The 16,954-nt window shown below is 71.3% G+C and carries 14 protein-coding genes; 10 read left to right on the forward strand and 4 right to left on the reverse strand.

Annotated features, from left to right (window positions below; all coding sequences use genetic code 11):
- Positions 1–146 precede the first annotated feature (146 nt).
- From ABG085_RS17015 to ABG085_RS17030, 4 genes are all read right to left on the reverse strand, one after another.
- Entirely contained in the window at positions 147–1,643 is a 1,497-nt protein-coding gene (locus ABG085_RS17015; protein WP_347976928.1) for a DUF1593 domain-containing protein, read from the reverse strand.
- Positions 1,640–2,716, reverse strand: coding sequence for a nucleoside hydrolase (locus ABG085_RS17020; RefSeq protein WP_347976929.1), 1,077 nt, complete (start codon positions 2,714–2,716; stop codon positions 1,640–1,642). Before ABG085_RS17020 ends, ABG085_RS17015 begins: the two co-directional genes overlap by 4 nt.
- Before the next feature lie 116 nt (positions 2,717–2,832).
- Positions 2,833–4,083 carry a D-arabinono-1,4-lactone oxidase gene (locus tag ABG085_RS17025; RefSeq protein WP_347976930.1) on the reverse strand — a complete coding sequence of 417 codons (1,251 nt, stop codon included), beginning with the start codon at positions 4,081–4,083 and terminating at the stop codon, positions 2,833–2,835.
- Positions 4,084–4,110: 27 nt separating this feature from the next.
- Positions 4,111–4,848, reverse strand: a complete 738-nt coding sequence (locus ABG085_RS17030) for an FCD domain-containing protein (RefSeq protein WP_347976931.1) — start codon at positions 4,846–4,848, stop codon at positions 4,111–4,113.
- A 145-nt stretch (positions 4,849–4,993) separates the two neighbouring features.
- Here ABG085_RS17030 and ABG085_RS17035 point away from each other — a divergent pair, with 145 nt between their 5' ends.
- The 10 genes from ABG085_RS17035 (at position 4,994) to ABG085_RS17080 (ending at position 16,952) form a co-directional block, all read left to right on the forward strand.
- Positions 4,994–6,307 carry an extracellular solute-binding protein gene (locus ABG085_RS17035; protein ID WP_347976932.1) on the forward strand — a complete coding sequence of 438 codons (1,314 nt, stop codon included), beginning with the start codon at positions 4,994–4,996 and terminating at the stop codon, positions 6,305–6,307.
- A gap of 73 nt (positions 6,308–6,380) precedes the next feature.
- On the forward strand, positions 6,381–8,060 hold the full coding sequence (locus ABG085_RS17040) for a hypothetical protein (protein WP_347976933.1): 1,680 nt from the start codon (positions 6,381–6,383) through the stop codon (positions 8,058–8,060).
- Positions 8,061–8,158: 98 nt separating this feature from the next.
- Positions 8,159–9,580 carry an MFS transporter gene (locus tag ABG085_RS17045; protein ID WP_347976934.1) on the forward strand — a complete coding sequence of 474 codons (1,422 nt, stop codon included), beginning with the start codon at positions 8,159–8,161 and terminating at the stop codon, positions 9,578–9,580.
- Complete coding sequence (locus tag ABG085_RS17050) at positions 9,577–11,328, forward strand: dihydroxyacetone kinase family protein (RefSeq protein WP_347976935.1); 1,752 nt, start codon at positions 9,577–9,579, stop codon at positions 11,326–11,328. The genes ABG085_RS17045 and ABG085_RS17050 overlap by 4 nt, the downstream gene beginning before the upstream one ends.
- Positions 11,321–11,806: a ribose-5-phosphate isomerase gene (locus ABG085_RS17055; RefSeq protein ID WP_347976936.1), complete on the forward strand. Its 486-nt coding sequence runs from the start codon at positions 11,321–11,323 to the stop codon at positions 11,804–11,806. The genes ABG085_RS17050 and ABG085_RS17055 overlap by 8 nt, the downstream gene beginning before the upstream one ends.
- The gene (locus ABG085_RS17060; protein WP_347976937.1) at positions 11,806–12,672 is read left to right on the forward strand and encodes a triose-phosphate isomerase family protein; all 867 of its coding nucleotides are present in this window, start codon (positions 11,806–11,808) and stop codon (positions 12,670–12,672) included. Before ABG085_RS17055 ends, ABG085_RS17060 begins: the two co-directional genes overlap by 1 nt.
- Positions 12,669–13,463, forward strand: coding sequence for a TIM barrel protein (locus ABG085_RS17065; protein WP_347976938.1), 795 nt, complete (start codon positions 12,669–12,671; stop codon positions 13,461–13,463). Before ABG085_RS17060 ends, ABG085_RS17065 begins: the two co-directional genes overlap by 4 nt.
- A complete protein-coding gene (locus ABG085_RS17070; RefSeq protein ID WP_347976939.1) occupies positions 13,460–14,344 on the forward strand; it encodes a phosphogluconate dehydrogenase C-terminal domain-containing protein in 885 nt (294 codons plus the stop codon). The genes ABG085_RS17065 and ABG085_RS17070 overlap by 4 nt, the downstream gene beginning before the upstream one ends.
- A 2-nt stretch (positions 14,345–14,346) precedes the next feature.
- A complete protein-coding gene (locus ABG085_RS17075) occupies positions 14,347–15,102 on the forward strand; it encodes an SDR family NAD(P)-dependent oxidoreductase (RefSeq protein WP_347976940.1) in 756 nt (251 codons plus the stop codon).
- A gap of 71 nt (positions 15,103–15,173) precedes the next feature.
- Positions 15,174–16,952, forward strand: a complete 1,779-nt coding sequence (locus ABG085_RS17080; protein WP_347976941.1) for a hypothetical protein — start codon at positions 15,174–15,176, stop codon at positions 16,950–16,952.
- Positions 16,953–16,954: the final 2 nt, after the last annotated feature.

Here is a 16,954-nt window from a genome sequence, read left to right on the forward strand (position 1 = left end):
CGGCATCCCACCCCTCGTCGCGGCATGTCGTGCCACCCGAAGCCCGAGCCCGATCCTTCGCGGGTCGCAACACGCGACATCGAGCCCGCTGTAGCGGCGTGTCGTGCCACCCGATGCCCGAGCGGCGACGCGAGACGGTCGAGGCGCTAGGCGGCGGTGACGGTGAGGACCACGCGCTGGTACGCCTTGAGCGGGTACTCGGCGGCGTCGTCCGACGCCTCGGCGATGACGTGGATCGTGTCACCTGCGTGCGCGTCGGCCGGTACCTGCACGGTCGTCTCGGGCCCGTCGACGGCGGCGAGCGCGGCATCCGTCGTCCCTGCCTCCCCGTAGATCCACCAGCGCACCTGCACGTCGTCGCCGTCGGGATCGTCGACCCGCGCCGACAGCCGCACGTCCTGGCCCGCTGCGACGCGGAGGTCGATGCCCTGCTCGATCGCGAGCGCCGGGTGGTGGTTGGCGTCTTCGAAGCGGGGCGTGACGCTCCAGCGCAGGCGCGCGGCGAAGTCGGCCTGCGCATCGGCGAACCAGCGCACCACCGACCCCTCGTCGCCGCGGGGACGACTGTTCGCCCAACCGCCGCCGGGATCGAAGGCCGCGTCGGCGAGACCCCAGGTGTCGGCACCCTCCGACGTCTGCTCATACCTGCCGCCCCACCCGCCGTACGACGGATGCTCGTGCCCGCGCAGGCCGGGAATCAGCAGGTTCAGCATGTTCGTGCTGTCGCCCTCCGAGATCCACTCGCCCGCGGGCTGCGGGTCGATCCACACCTTGTACCCCTGCGCGCGGAGCTCGTCGGCGGACAGTCCCGACAGGTGGAAGTAGTCGGTCATGTCGCCCGGCACCATCTGCCGCCCATCGCCCCAGACGCGGTACAGCGCGCCGAGCGGGCCGACGCTCGTGACGTTGTCGCGCATCCACTCGGCGCTCAGCAGCCGGTGATCGGCGGCGGGGACGGTCCAGCGTGCCATGTAGCCCCACGCGAGCGTGGCGACCTCGATCACCCGGATGCCGGGCCACACGGGCGCGATGTAATCGTCGAACGTACCGTCCTGCGAGGCGAACTTGGTGATGACCGCCTTCGCCGACACGGCGGCGTGCACGGCTTCCCACTCAGGGGTGTCGCGGAACCGCTCCTCGATCGACCGCAGCGCACGGGCGACGGTGCTCGGCCCCGCCCACAGCTGCAGGAAGACGGGCCCGGGGCGATCGTCCAGCAGCACGTCGGCGATGAGACGCGACCCGGGCGTCTCGGCAGAGGTGTCGCCCTCGAAGTCGACGTTGCCCTCGCGGATCACCGACCGCAGCCGCTCGGGGCTCGGGAAGCGCGGGTCGTGCGCGACGAGATTCGCGTGCGCCTCCGCGTACGCGTCGACCGCGTCGTCGATGAACCTCTCGCCGGGCGCCCACCGCCATGACGTCTGCGGCTCGTCGTACTCGCGGTCGGGAAGGAAGAAGGTCGTGCCCGCTCCGTCGCCCCGCCAGTGGAACCGGCTGCTCGCGTAGATCAGGCCCTCGATCTCGACCTCGTTGCCGTAGAGCAGGAACCGGATCATCGAGTTCAGGTCGTCGAGCTCCGGATCGGCGGTGACGATCGTCCGCGGCCGGGGAATCGTCGACGCGAACGGTGCGGGCGACGTCATGAGAGCACCCCGGGCTCCCCCGGGGTGACATGCGGGGCCGCCTGCCACCGCTCGAACTCGGCGAGCTTCAGGTACATGTCCTCGAACATCAGCCGCGTGTCGACCCACGTGTACACCCGCATCGGACGACCGCCTTCAGCGTCGCGGTACGCCCCGTCCTCGCCGAGCGCCGGCGTCGGTCGCTCGACGTAACGGCTCGAGGAGGGATCCGGCTCGAACACCGACTGCAGCGCGGTGAGCAGCACCAGCGGGGAGTCGCCCAGGGCATAGGTCTCCGACGCACCACCCGCGTGGGACGCGACCATGGCGCACACGTAGGCGACCTCGTCGTACAGATAGCGGCCGAGCGGTCCCGCCGCCGCGACCCGGAGTCGCAGCTCGGCATCCGACACGAGGCACTGCCGGTAGACGTCGCGCGGAACCTGCCAGAGCGGGATCGTCGAGTCGTTGAACACGACCTGCGCGGCGACCGGGTCGATGAGCAGGTTGTACTCGACCGACATGGGGTCGGGCGGCGGCACGGCGAGCCCCTCGTGCTCGGCCCCGCCGATCCACACGAGCGTCAGTCGCTCGGCGATCCGCGGGTCGGTGAGGTACGCCGAGGCGATGTCGGTCAGGCCGCCGCCGGCGACGTAGAAGAGCGGGCTCGAGACGTCGTCGCGCCGGGCCTCGGCGATGATGGCGTCGACGGCCGGCGCGGGCTGCGGGGTCGAGCGGTCGGGCAGGGGGTCGTCCGACCCCGCGACGATGACCTCCGTGGACGTGAGCCCCATCCGCGCGAACACGTCACGGGCGACGGCTTCGGCGTTCTGCGCGCTGCGGCCCGACGAGTCGAACGGGTCGTCGCCCCGCAGGTGCGAGGCCACGACGAGCCGGATGTCGACGCTCGTCGAGAGGAGGTGATGCACCAGCTGGTAGAGGTCGTCGGGGTCGCCCGCGAAGTCGTTGTCGATGATGACGCGCGCACGCGGTCGGCCGGCGGGCGGGATCTGCTGCCACGGCGTCTCGCCCAGGCTCCAGGTGCGGGCGGGGCGGTCGGTCGGGCGGATGCTCCCGCTCGGAATCTGCGTCATCGTCGACTTCCCTTTCGTCGCGGCGTCACGAACGATCTCGTCGGAAACTGTAACACCGGTTGACCAATCGCGATCATCTGCGTGACGTGGGCCGTGACCCGCGCGACGTGCCGGCGTCAGCGCCGCTCGCGCACCCCGACGCGCTCGAGGTGCGCGTTGGTGAACCGCCCGTCGGGGTCGAGACGCTCGAAGACGGCGCGGGCATCGGCCAGCCGCGGGTGGACCCGCTCCATCGCGGCACGGTCGAAGCCGTGCAGCTTGCCCCAGTGCGGCCGCGCGTCGAACGGCTCGAGCGCCGCCTCGATGCGCCCGAGCGCGGCAGCGACCTCGTCCGGGTGGTTGAACCACGTGAAGTGGATGATCACGACGTCGCGGCGGTAGGCCGGGCTCAGCCACAGCTCGTCGGCGGCGGCGGTGCGCAGCTCGGTCCAGATGAGGTGAGGACGGATGCCGTCACCGAGCGCGCGCACCGCGTTCAGCGCGGCGGGCGCATCGGCGCGGGCGACGAAGTACTCGCTCTGGATCTCGTCGCCGAACGAGGGCTGGGCGTCGAGGCGGAAGTGCGGCAGCCGCAGCATCCAGGGCCCCGGGACGCCGGCGAGTTCGGTGACGTTGTCCTCGACCCCGAGCGGCGAGTCGCCGGTGAGCGCGCGCACGCCGTCGAAGATCGTGTCGGGCACGAGGTCGTCGTCGGCGTCGAGGCGCGTCTTGATCCACACGTAGCCGACCGACGGCTCCTCCCACCGGGAGAACACCGACACGCTGTAGCCGGCCGAGGTGAGCTCGTCGTAATGGGCGAGCGCGGCATCCCAGCTCACGCCGGTGTAGATGTCCTGACGGACGCGGAAGGCGGGCTCGATGTCGAGCGTCAGCGACACGACGATGCCGTAGGCGCCGAGACCGACGACGAGCGCGTCGAAGTCGGGATCCCCCCGGCGCACCTCGTGCACCTCGGCGTCGGCGCCGACGTAGCGCAGGGCGCGGACGGATGCCGAGAGCACCGGATTCGCATCGCCCGATCCGTGCGTGCCCGTGGCGGTCGCGCCGCCGACGTTGATGTGCGGGAGCGACCCCATGTTGCGCAGCGCCCAGCCGCGGTCGTCGAGCCACACCGCCAGCACGCCGTAGCGGATGCCGGCGGGCACCGTCACCGTCCGCGCGGCCTCGTCGAGCTCGAACTCGGCGGCGAACCCGGTCACGTCGACGAGCGTGCCGGTCGTGTCGGGCAGATCGGTGAACGAATGGCGCGTGCCCAGGGCACGGACGCGCCCCGGCTCGCGGAGCACGCGGCGCACGTCGTCGACCGACGTCGCGTCGACGATCCGCGGCGCGGTGTACTCATAGGTTCCAGCCCAATTGCGCGGCATCGCGCCTCCTTACGGCTTGATGCGGATTCAGGGAGCGGCTTCGGCGGCGAGGCGCTGCGACGCGGTCGCCATGTGGGTCGCCATGGCGGAGGCCGCGGCATCCTCGTCCCCCGCCTCGATGGCCCGGAAGACGGCAGCGTGCTCGTCGACGGCGATGCGCGCCTCGGCGTCGTCGTGCACTGCACGGTCGGCGTACACCTGCAGCAGCGAGCGCACGACGTGCAGCAGGTCGACGAGCGTGTCGTTGCCGGCCGCGGTCGCGAGCGCGTTGTGGAAGTCGAGGTCGGCCCGGGCGAAGGCCTTCAGGTCGCTGACGCCGCCGCGCATGCGGGAGAGCGAGCCCGACAGGGAGGACAGATCGGATGCCGCGGCCCGGCCGGCGGCCAGCCGGGCGACGTAGATCTCGAGCCCCGAGCGCAGTTCGAGCAGCTCTGCGGTGTTCTTGCTGCCGATGAGCAGCCCCCAGCGGAGCGTCTGCGGCAGCAGTTCGCTGGCCGTGCCGCGAAGGTAGGTACCCGAGCCGGGGCGGACGTCCACGATGCCCAGGATCTCGAGTGCGGCGAGGGCCTCGCGGACCGCCGAACGCCCCACGCCCAGCGTCGAGGCGAGCTGCCGCTCGGGGGGCAGCCGCGTGCCGGCTTCGAGGTCGCCGGTCGTGAAGAGGTCCATCAGGCGACGGGCGACCTCCGACACCGGCGTACCGCTGGGCAGCGCGCCGAGCGCGGCGGTGATCTCGGCCGAGCGGTCGTCGGGGTAGGCGGGCATGCGAACAACCTACGGCAGTCGCGTGAGATCTGGGATTGATTTCGGTCAACCGGTTTGTCAGACTGTGGCGAGGCGACGTCAGTCGCCTTTCTCACGGCATGGTGAGAAATCGTTTCCTGAGACTCGAAGACGAGAGGCGACAACGATGACGTTCCGGAGCAAGAAGCCCATGGCCGCGACGACGGGGGTGGCTCTGGCAGCCCTCGTCGGACTGACGGGATGCGCCTCGAGCGCGCCGGCGAGCACGCAGCCGACCCTCGACCCCGATGAGGAGGTGTCGATCACCTTCACCTTCTGGGGCAACGACGTGCGCGCCGAGCTCTACAACGAGGCGATCGCCGTCTTCGAGGAACAGCAGCCCAACATCGACGTCGACATCATGTTCCTCGCGCCGACCGATTACTGGGAGAAGCGTCAGATCGAGGCGGCCGGCAACGGCCTGCCCGACGTCGTGACCATGGACCTCGCCTACCTCCGGCAGTACTCGCAGAGCGGGTCGCTGCTCGACCTCGAGCCGTACCTCGGCACCATCATCCAGACCGACACGATCGAGCCGCAGGTGCTCTCGGCCGGCGTGGTGGATGACGTCACCACCGCCGTGCCGCTGTCCACCAACTCGTGGGGCATGTTCCTCAACACCACCCTGCTCGACGAGCTGGGCGTGGAGCCGTTCACCGACGGCAGCTGGGACGACTACTACGAGTGGATCGCCGAGGTGAGCGACGCGGCGGCGTCGGCCGGCGTCGACGCGTGGGGCGGCGTCGATCCGACGACCCGCATCGAGAACTTCGAGCTGCAGCTGCGCGCAGAGGGTGCGAACCTGTTCGACGAAGACGGCACGCCCGGCTTCGACGAGGACCGCCTCGCGGAGTTCTGGGACTCCGCCTCGGCCGCCCGCGAGGGCGGTGAGTTCGTTCCCCAGCAGCGGATCGCGGAGGTGCAGCCGCTCACGGCCTTCGACAGTGCGCTCAGCGCGAGCGACGCGACCTGGGACAACACCGGCGCAGGCTTCCTCGCGAACCTCGGGGAGGGCTACGAGATCCAGCTGATCGCTCCCCCGCTCTCGGTGAAGGAGGGACAGGACCTCTACCTCAAGGCGTCGCAGATGTACTCGATCGCCGCGAACTCCGAGCACCCGGCCGCGGCGGCCACGCTGATCGACTTCCTCATCAACTCTCCTGAGTCCGGCGAGATCTTCGGCACCAACCGCGGTCTGCCGGCCTCGGAGACGGCACGCGAGGCCGCCGATCTCGACGAGCTGAGCCAGACGATCGCCGACTACGAGGCATCCATCGCCGACCGTCTCGGCGACGCTCCGCCGGTGCCGATCGTCGGCTACGGCTCGCTGCACGAGAAGTTCCGGGAACTCGGCGAGGAGCTGAACTTCGGCACGATCTCGGTGGACGATGCGGTCGCGCAGTTCTTCGCCGAGATGGACGTCGTCGTCAGCAGCCAGTAGTCCACGCGATGCGGAGGCCGGCCGCCACGGCCGGTCTCCGCTCCCGTTCGTCACCGACCCGGAGGACCCTCGCGTGCCCACGTCCGATCCGCTTCCCGATCCCCTCGACCGCGCGCCGGCATCCCGGCCGTCGCTCGGCATCCAGGGTCCCGTCGTCGCCTTCCACGACCCGTGGGCGGGCGACGCCTCGGACGCCGTCATGCGCACGGGCACCGGCATCCCGATCGCCTCGCAGGATCCCGCGCCGACGCCCCGGGAGTTCGTGTCGGCGCTGCACGAGCTCGGCGCGGACTTCTACGTCCATCACGTCATCCCGCCCGTCGACGACCACGCCGCCCTGCTGCGAGACCTCGACGAGGCCGGAATCGACGTCGTGCTGGGCAACGAGTACGGCAACATCAACGGTCCCTACGTCGACGGCACCAACCGGTTCGACCTGTCCGCGCAACTGGTTCGGGATGCGGCGGCCTCAGGCCGGCTCGCCGGCGTGCTGTACGACGAGCCCGAGCACCTGCAGATCCACGCCGAGCAGTACCGGCGGGACGCGCACCTGCCGCATTTCGGCCAGACCGCGGGGCTCGACGCGGAGGATGCGATCGGCGTCATCGACGCCGCGGTGCGGGCCATCGTGCGAGACGTCGACGCGGCGACGGCGCAGGGCGGGGGCGCTCCGGTGCCCGTGCTCGCCGAGCAGGTGTTCCCGGTCATGTTCCACACGCTCGCGCGGGCGGGGATGACTCCGGCGCCGAAGGTCATGAAGGAGTCGTTCCAGCCGCTGCAGCTGGGCACCGCCCTCGGTGCGGCGGTGCAGTACGACCGCGAGCTGTGGATCTGCGCCGACCTGTGGGGCCCCGACATCGGGCCGTGGCTCACCCGCGCCCCCGGATTCCCCGGCCACTCGCCCGCGGAGTTCGCCTCGGCCCTCCGCCTCGCCTACCTCTTCGGACCCACACGGCTGTTCGTCGAGAACATCGACGTGCTGGTGCGCCACCGCGCATCGGGTGCGTTCGAGCGCACCGCCCATGGGGAGGTGTGGCGCGAGTTCGTCCACGACTTCGTGCCGCGGCATCCGCTCCACTGGAGCCACCGCGATGCGCGTGCCGACATCGCACTCGTCCACGCCGACGACAGCGACTTCGGGCGCGGCCACCGGCCGTTCGGCAACCGCGACGCGACCGCTCCCGCCACATCGCGCAGCGTCTTCGCCGCGTGGCACGCGCTGAGTCACGGGCAGCTCCCCGACCATGGCAGCTGCCTGCACATCCCGGGATACGAGTTCCCGCGCCATGAGCTGGACGCGGTCCCGCGGTCGCAGTTCCCGCTCGAGACGGGAGCCGCCGCGCAGACGCACCTCCACGGCCTTTTCCAGGCGTCGCGAAGCGTTCTCGTGTTCGACGAGCACGTGCGATCCGATCAGCTCGCGGGCGCCGGACTCGTCGTCGTCGCCGGCAGCCGGCTTCCCCCCGCCACACGGCACGCGCTCCGGGCACGGGCGCAGGCCGGAGCGACCGTGCTCATCGCCGACTGGCTCTGCGGCGGGGAGTACCCGGCGACCGAGCGCGTCGGCGACGGGAGCTGGGTCGTGTACGAGAGCTTCGACGACCCCGACGCGGAAGAGGCGATCGCCGCCCACGCGGGCTCTCCCGACGTGTGGACCCAGCGCTTCGGCGATGCGGAGCTGCGCATCCGCGCCGCGAGCGCGGGCGGTGAGACGCTCGAGTTCGAGATCGCGCACGCCTCCGTCCCCGGGTGAGTTGACTCCGGCATCCGATGTTCCGCTTGCAATTGGTCAACCGGTTTGCCACAATTGACGCGAATCACCTCGATCGCCGTCGACGAGCAGGAGTCACTGTGGACCAGAACCAGAACACCGCGGAAGCGCCGACCGTCGCGCGCTCGACCATCCGCAAGGTGTCCATCCGCCTCGTGCCGTTCGTGGCGCTGATGTTCTTCATCAACTACCTCGACCGCACTGCGATCGGGTTCGCCGCCCCCAACGGCATGAACGACGACCTCGCACTGAGCGCCGCGCAGTTCGGCTTCGCATCGGGCGTCTTCTTCATCGGCTACATCCTGCTCGAGGTGCCGTCGAACCTTGCTCTGCACAAGTTCGGCGCCCGGCGCTGGCTGTCGCGCATCATGGTCAGCTGGGGCATCGTCGCGCTGCTGTTCACCTGGGTGCAGAACTTCGAGCAGCTGGTCGTGCTCCGCTTCCTCCTCGGCGTCGCCGAGGCCGGGTTCTTCCCCGGCGCGATCCTGTTCCTCAGCCTCTGGGTGCCCGCGCAGTACCGCGGCCGCATCCTCATGCTCTTCTACCTGGCCCAGCCCCTCACGACGGTGATCGGTGCGCCGCTCGCCGGCTGGCTCATCCAGCAGAACGAGGTGTTCTTCGGCCTCGAGGGCTGGCGGTTCATGTTCTTCGGCGTCGCCATCCCGGCCATCGTCGTCGGCGTCATCGCGTGGTTCTACCTCAAGGACAAGCCGACCGACGCCAAGTGGCTCACCCGCGAAGAGCAGGTCTGGCTCACCGATGCCCTCGACCGCGAGAAGGCCGCCACGCAGAAGAAGGAGCACGGCCACGTCTCGGCCCGCTTCGCCTTCAAGAGCGGTCGCGTGTGGGTGCTGTCGTTCATCTACTTCGGCTTCATCTACGGCCTCTACGCGCTGGCCTTCTTCCTCCCCACGATCATCGAGGGCTTCCAGGAGCAGACCGGCCAGACCTTCGACGTGTTCCAGAAGGGCCTCATCACGGCCATCCCGTACCTGCCGGCCGCGATCATCATGTACTTCTGGTCGCGGGATGCCTCCAAGCGCGGCCTCAAGACCTGGCACATCGCGATCCCCGCGCTCGCCGGCGCCGTCAGCATCCCGCTCGCCCTGTTCGCGGGCTCCCCCGCCGCGACCATCGCGGTCATCACGATCACCGCATCGGCGATCTTCGCGGCACTCCCGAACTTCTGGACGCTCCCCACCCGCTTCCTGACCGGCGCCGCCGCGGCTGCCGGAGTCGCGCTCATCAACACGATCGGCAACCTCGCCGGGTTCTCGGCGCCGTTCATCACGGGCGCCGTGCGCGACTGGACCGGCGGCTACGAGATCCCGATGTTCATCGTCGGCTTCGTCATGCTCGTGTCGGCGGTGCTGATGGTGCTGCTCGCCCGCAGCAACCGCATCAACCCGGTCACCGTCGACGACGCGGCCGCCGACGACGTGCCCACGGTGGACGCGGCCGTCCTCGGTGCGGCTGCCGACCCGAAGGGCGACGCGCGATGACCCGACTGTGGAACGAGCCGGCGGACTTCGCCGACGAGATGATCGACGGCTTCGTCGCGGCCAACGCACGCTACGTGCGCCGTGTCCCGGGTGGCGTCGTGCGCAGCACCGCATCGCCTGCGGGCCAGGTCGCGGTCGTGATCGGCGGCGGCTCGGGCCACTACCCCGCCTTCGGCGGACTCGTCGGCCCCGGCCTCGCGCACGGCGCGGCGATGGGCAACCTCTTCGCCTCGCCGTCGACGCAGCAGGTGTTCTCGGTCGCCAGGGCGGCCGACAACGGCGGGGGCGTGTTCTTCAGCTACGGCAACTACGCCGGCGACGTGCTGAACTTCGACGCCGCGCAGGAGCGCCTGCGCGCCGAGGGCATCGCGTGCGAGACCGTCACGGTGACCGACGACATCTTCAGCGCGACGGCGGACGAGAAGCACAAGCGCCGCGGCATCGCCGGCGACCTCACCGTGTTCCGCATCGCCGGAGCCGCGGCGGCTGCCGGCGCGGACCTCGCGGAGGTGGCGCGCCTGGCACGTCACGCCAACGAGCGCACGCGATCGTTCGGCGTCGCCTTCACCGGCTGCACGCTGCCCGGCGCCGAGCAGCCACTGTTCTCCGTGCCCGAGGGCCGGATGGCGATCGGCCTCGGCATCCATGGGGAACCCGGCATCGACGAGACCGACATCCCCACGGCCGACGGCCTGGCGGAGCTGCTCGTCGAGAAGCTCCTCGCCGAGGTGCCGGATGGGGTCGACGCGGTCCGGGGGGCCCGCGTCGTCCCCATCCTCAACGGACTCGGCTCGCTCAAGTACGAGGAGATGTTCGTCGTCTACCGACGCATCGCAGAGCTGCTCATCGACGCGGGTCTCGAGCTCGTCGACCCGCATGTCGGCGAGTACTGCACGAGCTTCGACATGGCCGGCACCTCGCTCACCCTGTTCTGGCTCGACGACCAGCTCGCGACGCTGTGGCAGACCCCGGTCGACACCCCCGCGTACCGGCGCGGTTCGGTCGCACCGCAGGAGCGAACGGATGCCGCAGCTTCGGCTGCCGCCGTCGCCGACGTCATCGAGCCCGGCGACGAGGCCTCCCGTTCCGCCGCCGAGACCGTCCTCGCCGCCGTGCGCACGATCGCCGAGACCGTCGACGCACACGTCGACGAGCTCGGTCGTCTCGACGCGATCGCCGGCGACGGCGACCACGGCATCGGCATGCAGCGCGGTTCGCGCGCCGCGCTCACCGCTGCGGCCACCGCGGCGGATGCCGGCGCAGGCGCCCGCACGACGCTCGCCCGGGCGGCCGACGCGTGGGCGGACAAGGCCGGCGGCACGTCCGGCGCGCTGTGGGGCGTCATCCTGAACGCGATCGCCGCGAAGCTGGGCGACGAGGGCCGCCCCGACGCCGCCGCCGTGGCTGCGGGGGTCGCCGCCGCATCACGCGGCGTCACCGACTACGGCAAGGCAGAGGTCGGCGACAAGACGCTCGTCGACGCACTCGTGCCCTTCACCTCGACGCTGACCCAGGCGGTCGATGCCGGCGCGAGTCTCACCGACGCCTGGCGGACGGCCGCGGACGCGGCGACCCGGGCCGCCGCCGCGACGGCCGACCTGCTCCCCCGCATGGGCCGCGCCCGCGCGCACGGCCAGAACAGCGTGGGCACCCCCGACCCGGGCGCGATCTCGCTCGCGCTCATCGTGACCGCCGTGGGCGAGCTGCTCGCGGCCCGGAATTCCCCGAAGGAGAACGCACATGCCTGAGTCCCAGAACGCAGAGCCGCTGCGGATCGTGATCGGCGCCGACGACGCCGGCTTCGACTACAAGGAGATCCTCAAGAAGGACCTCGAACAGAACCCCGGTGTCGCCTCCGTGATCGACGTCGGTGTGGACGCCGACGGCCACACGCCGTACCCGAAGGTCGCCATCGAGGCCGCCCAGCAGGTCGCCGCCGGCACCGCCGACCGCGCGCTGCTGATCTGCGGCACCGGGCTCGGCGTCGCGATCGCGGCGAACAAGGTCTCCGGCATCCGTGCCGTCACGGCCCACGACTCGTACTCGGTCGAGCGCGGTGTGCTCTCCAACAACGCCCAGGTGCTCACGATGGGCCAGCGGGTCGTCGGCGTCGAGCTCGCCCGCCGCCTGGTGCGCGAATGGCTGACCTACCGCTTCGACACGTCGTCGGCGTCGGCCGACAAGGTCGCCGTCATCGACGAGTACGAGACCACGGGTTCCTGCTGATGCCGCAGGTCACGGTGGGGGTGAGCCTGAAGACGTACTTCGGGCACGAGCGGGCAGGGGCGTGGTTCGCCGACGTCGCTCGCCACGCCGGCGCGCACCCCGCCGTGGCATCGGGCGCTGTCCGGTTCTTCGTGATCCCGACCTACCTCCAGATCCCCTCGGCGATCGAGGCGTTCGCCGGCACCCCGGTGCTCGTCGGCGCGCAGGACGTCTCCCAGTTCGAGCCCGGCGCGTACACCGGCGAGGTCGCCGCCGCCGAGCTCGCCGAGGTCGGTGTGGCGGTCGCCGAGATCGGGCACGCCGAGCGCCGCCGCCTGTTCGGCGAGACCGACGCCGTCACCGCGGCCAAGGCGGCTGCGGCCCTCGCCCACGGCATCACGCCGGTGCTGTGCATCGGCGAGGCGGACCGCCTGGACAGCCCCGCCGCCGCGCGGGCCAACGTCGAGCAGCTCGCCGCCGACCTCGAAGGCGTCCTCGCCGGCCCGGTCATCGTCGCGTACGAGCCGGTGTGGGCGATCGGCGCCGCCGAGCCGGCTCCCGACGACCACATCGTGACCGTGACGCGCGCCCTTCGCGCCGCGATCGACGCCGACGCCGACCGCGCGGGCAGCGTCGTGATCTACGGCGGCTCCGCCGGCCCGGGTCTTCTCACGCGCCTCGGCGACAGCGTCGACGGACTCTTCCTGGGCCGCTTCGCGCACGAACCCGACGCCCTCCTCGCAGTGCTGGACGAGGCATCCGCTCTCGCCCGTCGGTCGTCGGGTGAGGAGCGCAGCGACGAGACGAAGCGCACCGGGCAGCTGGGAGACGTTTCGTCTCGCTTCGCTCGCTCAACGACCGGACACGGCGCAGGGGGCGGCGCATGATCGGCCTCGGCACGTACGCCTTCTTCTGGCAGCACTCCGACAGGGTCCCCGCGCCGCTGTCGCTCGTGGGCGCGTTCGAGGCGACGAAGGCCCTCGGCGTCGACCTCTTCCAGATCTGCGACTACGCCCCGCTCGACGCGATGGACGACGCGGAGCTGACGGATGCCGCCGCCGCCGCCCGCGAGCTGGGTCTCACGATCGAGCTGGGCACGAAGGGCATCGAGCCCCACCGCCTCGCGCGCTTCCTCGAGCTCGCCGGCGTCTTCGACGCCCGGCTCGTGCGGAGCATGCTCTCCTCCCCCGACAACCGCCCGACACTCGCGGTGGCCGAGCAGTGGCTGCGCTCGGCGCTGCCCGCGTACGAGGCGTCCGGAGTCGACCTCGCTCTCGAGACGTACGAGCAGGTCTCCACCGCCGACCTCGTCGGTCTCGTCGAGCGCATCGACAGCCCGCGCCTCGGCATCTGCCTCGACCCGGCGAACGTCGTCGCACGCCTGGAACTGCCGCGCGGCTGCGTCGAGGCCACCGCGCCCCACGTGAAGAACGTCCACGTCAAGGACTTCGCGTTCGCCCGCCAGCCCGGCTGGGTGGGCTTCACCTACGGCGGCGCGCCGATGGGCGAAGGCCTGCACGACTACCCCCACCTGCTCGAGACCGTCGGGCCCCGCGAACGGGGGGTCAACGAGATCGTCGAGCACTGGCTCTCCTGGCAGGAGGACGCCGAGACCACCATCCGCACCGAGCGGGAATGGACCCGCCGAACCATCGAATATCTGAGGAGCACGACATGAGCACCACCTCGACAGTCCCTTCGACGAGCTCAGGCACGTACAAGATCGCCGTCGTCGGCGCCGGCGGCAAGATGGGCATGCGCGTGTCCGACAACCTCGTCAAAACCGCCCACCAGGTCGCGTACGTCGAGAACTCGCCCGCGGGCCAGCAGCGCACGATCGACGCCGGCCGTGAGCTGACGGATGCCGCGACCGCCGTCGCCGACGCCGACATCGTCGTCCTGGCCGTGCCCGACCTGGCCCTCGGCCCGGTCACCGCCGACCTCGTGCCGCAGCTCAAGTCGGGCGCGATCGTGCTCACGCTCGACCCCGCCGCCGCCTACGCGGGTCTGCTCACGACGCGTGAGGACGTCATCCAGGCCGTCGCCCACCCCTGCCACCCGTCGATCTTCCTCCAGCGCCAGACGCCCGAGGAGTGGGCCGACACCTTCGGCGGCATCGCGGCCCCGCAGGACGCGATCGCGGCCATCGAGTCGGACGACCCCGAGAAGCAGGCCATCGTCGAGGCGACGGTCCGTGCCATCTACGCGCCCGTGATCGACGTCCACTGGGTCACCATCAAGCAGCTCGCACAGCTCGAGCCGACGCTCGTCGAGACGGTCGCGTGCATGATCGGGGCGCTCCTCAACGAGGCCCTGCAGGAGGCCGTGAACACCATGGGCGTTCCCGAGGCGGCGGCCCGCAGCATCCTGTACGGCCACACGCAGGTGGCGCTCGCCAACGGCCTGCGCGGCGACAACCCGTTCTCGGACGCGTGCCTCATCGCGATGGACTACGGACGCGAGAGCATCGTCAAGGAGGACTGGAAGAAGATCTTCCGCGACGACGAGCTCGACAAGAACCTCGCGCGCATGCTGCACCTCGACCACATCGAGCGCTGACCGTGGGACAGCTCGAGGGCAAGACCGCGCTGATCACCGGCGCGGCGCTGGGCATCGGCCTGGCCGTCGCCACCCGGTTCGCGCGCGAGGGCGCGCGCGTCGTGCTCGCCGATCGCAACGGCGAAGGCGCCGCGCGTGCCGCCGCCGGGATCGGCGACAGCGCGCGGGCCGTCACGATGGACATCTCGGATGAGGACGCGGTCGCCGCGGGCTTCGCCGAGATCGAGGCCGCGGGCTGGGCACCGGACGTCGTCGTCGCGAACGCCGGCGTCCAGCTGTTCGGGCAGGACGCCCAGGCGGCCGAGCTCGACCTCGACGTGTGGCGGCGGACGATCGACATCAACCTGACCGGCACGTTCCTGACGGTCAAGCACGCGGTGCGCTCGATGCTGCCGCGCGGCGGCGGGTCGATCATCCTCACCGGCAGCCCGACGGGCGTCAACGGCGAGGGGAAGGATTTCACCGCGTACAGCGCGTCGAAAGCCGGTATCCACGGCCTCGGCCGCACCGTCGCCGCGGCTTACGCGTCGCGGGGCATCCGGGTGAACACGGTCCAGCCGGCCTACACCGAGACCCCGCTGGTGTCCGCCATCAGCGAGGACCCCGAGTCGCGGGCGGCGATCATCGGCCGCATCCCGCTCGGGCGCGCAGGCACGCCGGACGACGTCGCGGGGATCATGGTGTACCTCGCCGGCGACGACGGAGCGTTCGCCACAGGTGCGCTCTTCGCCGTCGACGGCGGGATGACGACGATCTGACACCGCTCTTTGCGTCACGGCCGGCGGCGTCACCACCGCGGGCCGTGACAGACCGGGCGAAGACGGGCAGGATGACGAACGTGTGGAGCGGCGAACAGGATCGAACCTGGCACAGCGGCCCGTGGTCGCTGGAACTGCGCGGCGACGAGTTCGCAGACCTCGCCTACCGGGGCCATGTGGTGCTGCGGTCGGTCCGGGCGGTCATACGCGACCGCAACTGGGACAGCGCGGCGCTGGTCGTCGACCGCGTCGACGAATCCGGCATCGCACTGACGCTGCACGTGCACTCCGAAGGGCTCGGCTCCGACCTGCGCGGCATCGTCCGCGCCGAGCTGAGGGGGCCGGGCAGGCTGCGGCTGCTCGCGGACCTCGAGTCGGCCACCGCATTCGAGACCGCTCGGACCGGCCTGGTGGTCCTGCACCCGCCCGCGCTCGCGGGAACCGCGCTCCACATCCGCCACTCCGGCGGGGCCGTCGAGCATTCCCGGTACCCCGTCCCCATCAGCCCGCACCAGCCGGCGTTCGACATCGCCGGGCTCTCCTGGTCGCACGGCGGTCTCGACGTCGACCTGCGCTTCGCGGGCGACGTGTTCGAGATGGAGGACCAGCGCAATTGGACGGATGCCTCGTACAAGACGTACAGCCGTCCGCTCGCGCTGCCGTTTCCCTACACGCTCGAGGCGGGTGAAAGGGTGGTCCAGTCGATCGACGTGTCGGTCTCGGGAACGCCGGCGCCGACCGCCCTCCCGCCCGTGACCCGCCTCCGACTCGAGGAGGGCGCCGCGCTGCCCGCCATCGCCGTGTCGGCATCCACGGCGCCTGATCCGACCCCGTCCCCTGCCGTCTCGCCCGCCGGAGCGGACAGCGGTGCCTGGCCCGCCGCGGTGCTCGTCGAGCTCGACCTCGCCACGCCGAACTGGCGTGCGGCGCTCGACCGGGCGGCGACACGCGCTCGGCCCCTCGACATCCGGTTCGTCCTCGCCGACGACGACCCCACGAGCATCGACGAAGCCGCTCACGCGCTTCACGGCCTGCCGATCGCGCGCGTCACCGCGTTCTGGCCGACGGGACCGGCGCGGCATGTCTCCGACCTGGAGGCGATCGCGCTCCTGCGCCACGCGCTCACGGAAGCCGGCGTGGACGCCCCCATCGTCGGAGGCGTGCGGTCGCACTTCACCGAGCTCAACCGCGAGCACCAGCGTCTCCCTCGACGGCTGGATGGTCTGGTGTTCAGCAGCACGCCGCTGTTCCACAGCCTGAGCACGGCGCAGCTGGTCGAGTCGCTGCCGATACAGCGCCTCGTCGCGACACAGGGCGTCGAGCTCGCCGCCGGCCCGCCCGTGCACGTCGGCCCGATCTCGCTGCGCCCCCACTTCAACGACGTCGCGACGACGCCCGCGCGGCTGCCCGAGCACGACGACCTCCGCGACGGCTACGGGTCGGCGCTGACGGATTCGGCGGACCCGCGCCAGTCGGCCCCCGAGCTGGCTGCGTGGACCGTCGCGAGCGCCGCCGCCCTCGCGGTGCCGGGGGTCGCGACACTCGCGTACTTCGAGGAATGGGGGCCGCGCGGGGTCCGCGCCCCGGACGGCACGCCCTACCCGGTGTTCGACGCCGTCACCGCGCTCGCCGAGCTCTCGGGGAAGCGGGGCCTGCGCGGCGACTCCCCCGACGGCCTCGTGTGGGCGGTGGGCGCACGCACCGACGACGGTGACGCCGTCCTGGTCGCCAACCTCGACCGTCGGACACGATCCGTGGAGGTCGAGCTGCCCGGTGGCGAGACCCGCGTCGCCGACGTGCACGCCGGCACCTTCCGTCGGGTCCGACGGATCTCTCGAGGTCCGGCGTGAAG

This window comes from Microbacterium sp. ProA8, assembly GCF_039905635.1.
GTDB classification, from domain to species: Bacteria; Actinomycetota; Actinomycetes; order Actinomycetales; family Microbacteriaceae; genus Microbacterium; species Microbacterium chionoecetis.

Bases quoted from the DNA above. Each gene is read 5' to 3' on its own strand.
- ABG085_RS17055 (WP_347976936.1), top strand. From the start codon at position 11,321: ATGCCTGAGTCCCAGAACGCAGAGCCGCTGCGGATCGTGATCGGCGCC.
- ABG085_RS17060 (WP_347976937.1), top strand. From the start codon at position 11,806: ATGCCGCAGGTCACGGTGGGGGTGAGCCTGAAGACGTACTTCGGGCAC.
- ABG085_RS17020 (WP_347976929.1), bottom strand. From the start codon at position 2,716: ATGACGCAGATTCCGAGCGGGAGCATCCGCCCGACCGACCGCCCCGCC.
- ABG085_RS17070 (WP_347976939.1), top strand. From the start codon at position 13,460: ATGAGCACCACCTCGACAGTCCCTTCGACGAGCTCAGGCACGTACAAG.
- ABG085_RS17050 (WP_347976935.1), top strand. From the start codon at position 9,577: ATGACCCGACTGTGGAACGAGCCGGCGGACTTCGCCGACGAGATGATC.
- ABG085_RS17015 (WP_347976928.1), bottom strand. From the start codon at position 1,643: ATGACGTCGCCCGCACCGTTCGCGTCGACGATTCCCCGGCCGCGGACG.
- ABG085_RS17035 (WP_347976932.1), top strand. From the start codon at position 4,994: ATGACGTTCCGGAGCAAGAAGCCCATGGCCGCGACGACGGGGGTGGCT.
- ABG085_RS17080 (WP_347976941.1), top strand. From the start codon at position 15,174: ATGACGAACGTGTGGAGCGGCGAACAGGATCGAACCTGGCACAGCGGC.
- ABG085_RS17065 (WP_347976938.1), top strand. From the start codon at position 12,669: ATGATCGGCCTCGGCACGTACGCCTTCTTCTGGCAGCACTCCGACAGG.
- ABG085_RS17030 (WP_347976931.1), bottom strand. From the start codon at position 4,848: ATGCCCGCCTACCCCGACGACCGCTCGGCCGAGATCACCGCCGCGCTC.
- ABG085_RS17025 (WP_347976930.1), bottom strand. From the start codon at position 4,083: ATGCCGCGCAATTGGGCTGGAACCTATGAGTACACCGCGCCGCGGATC.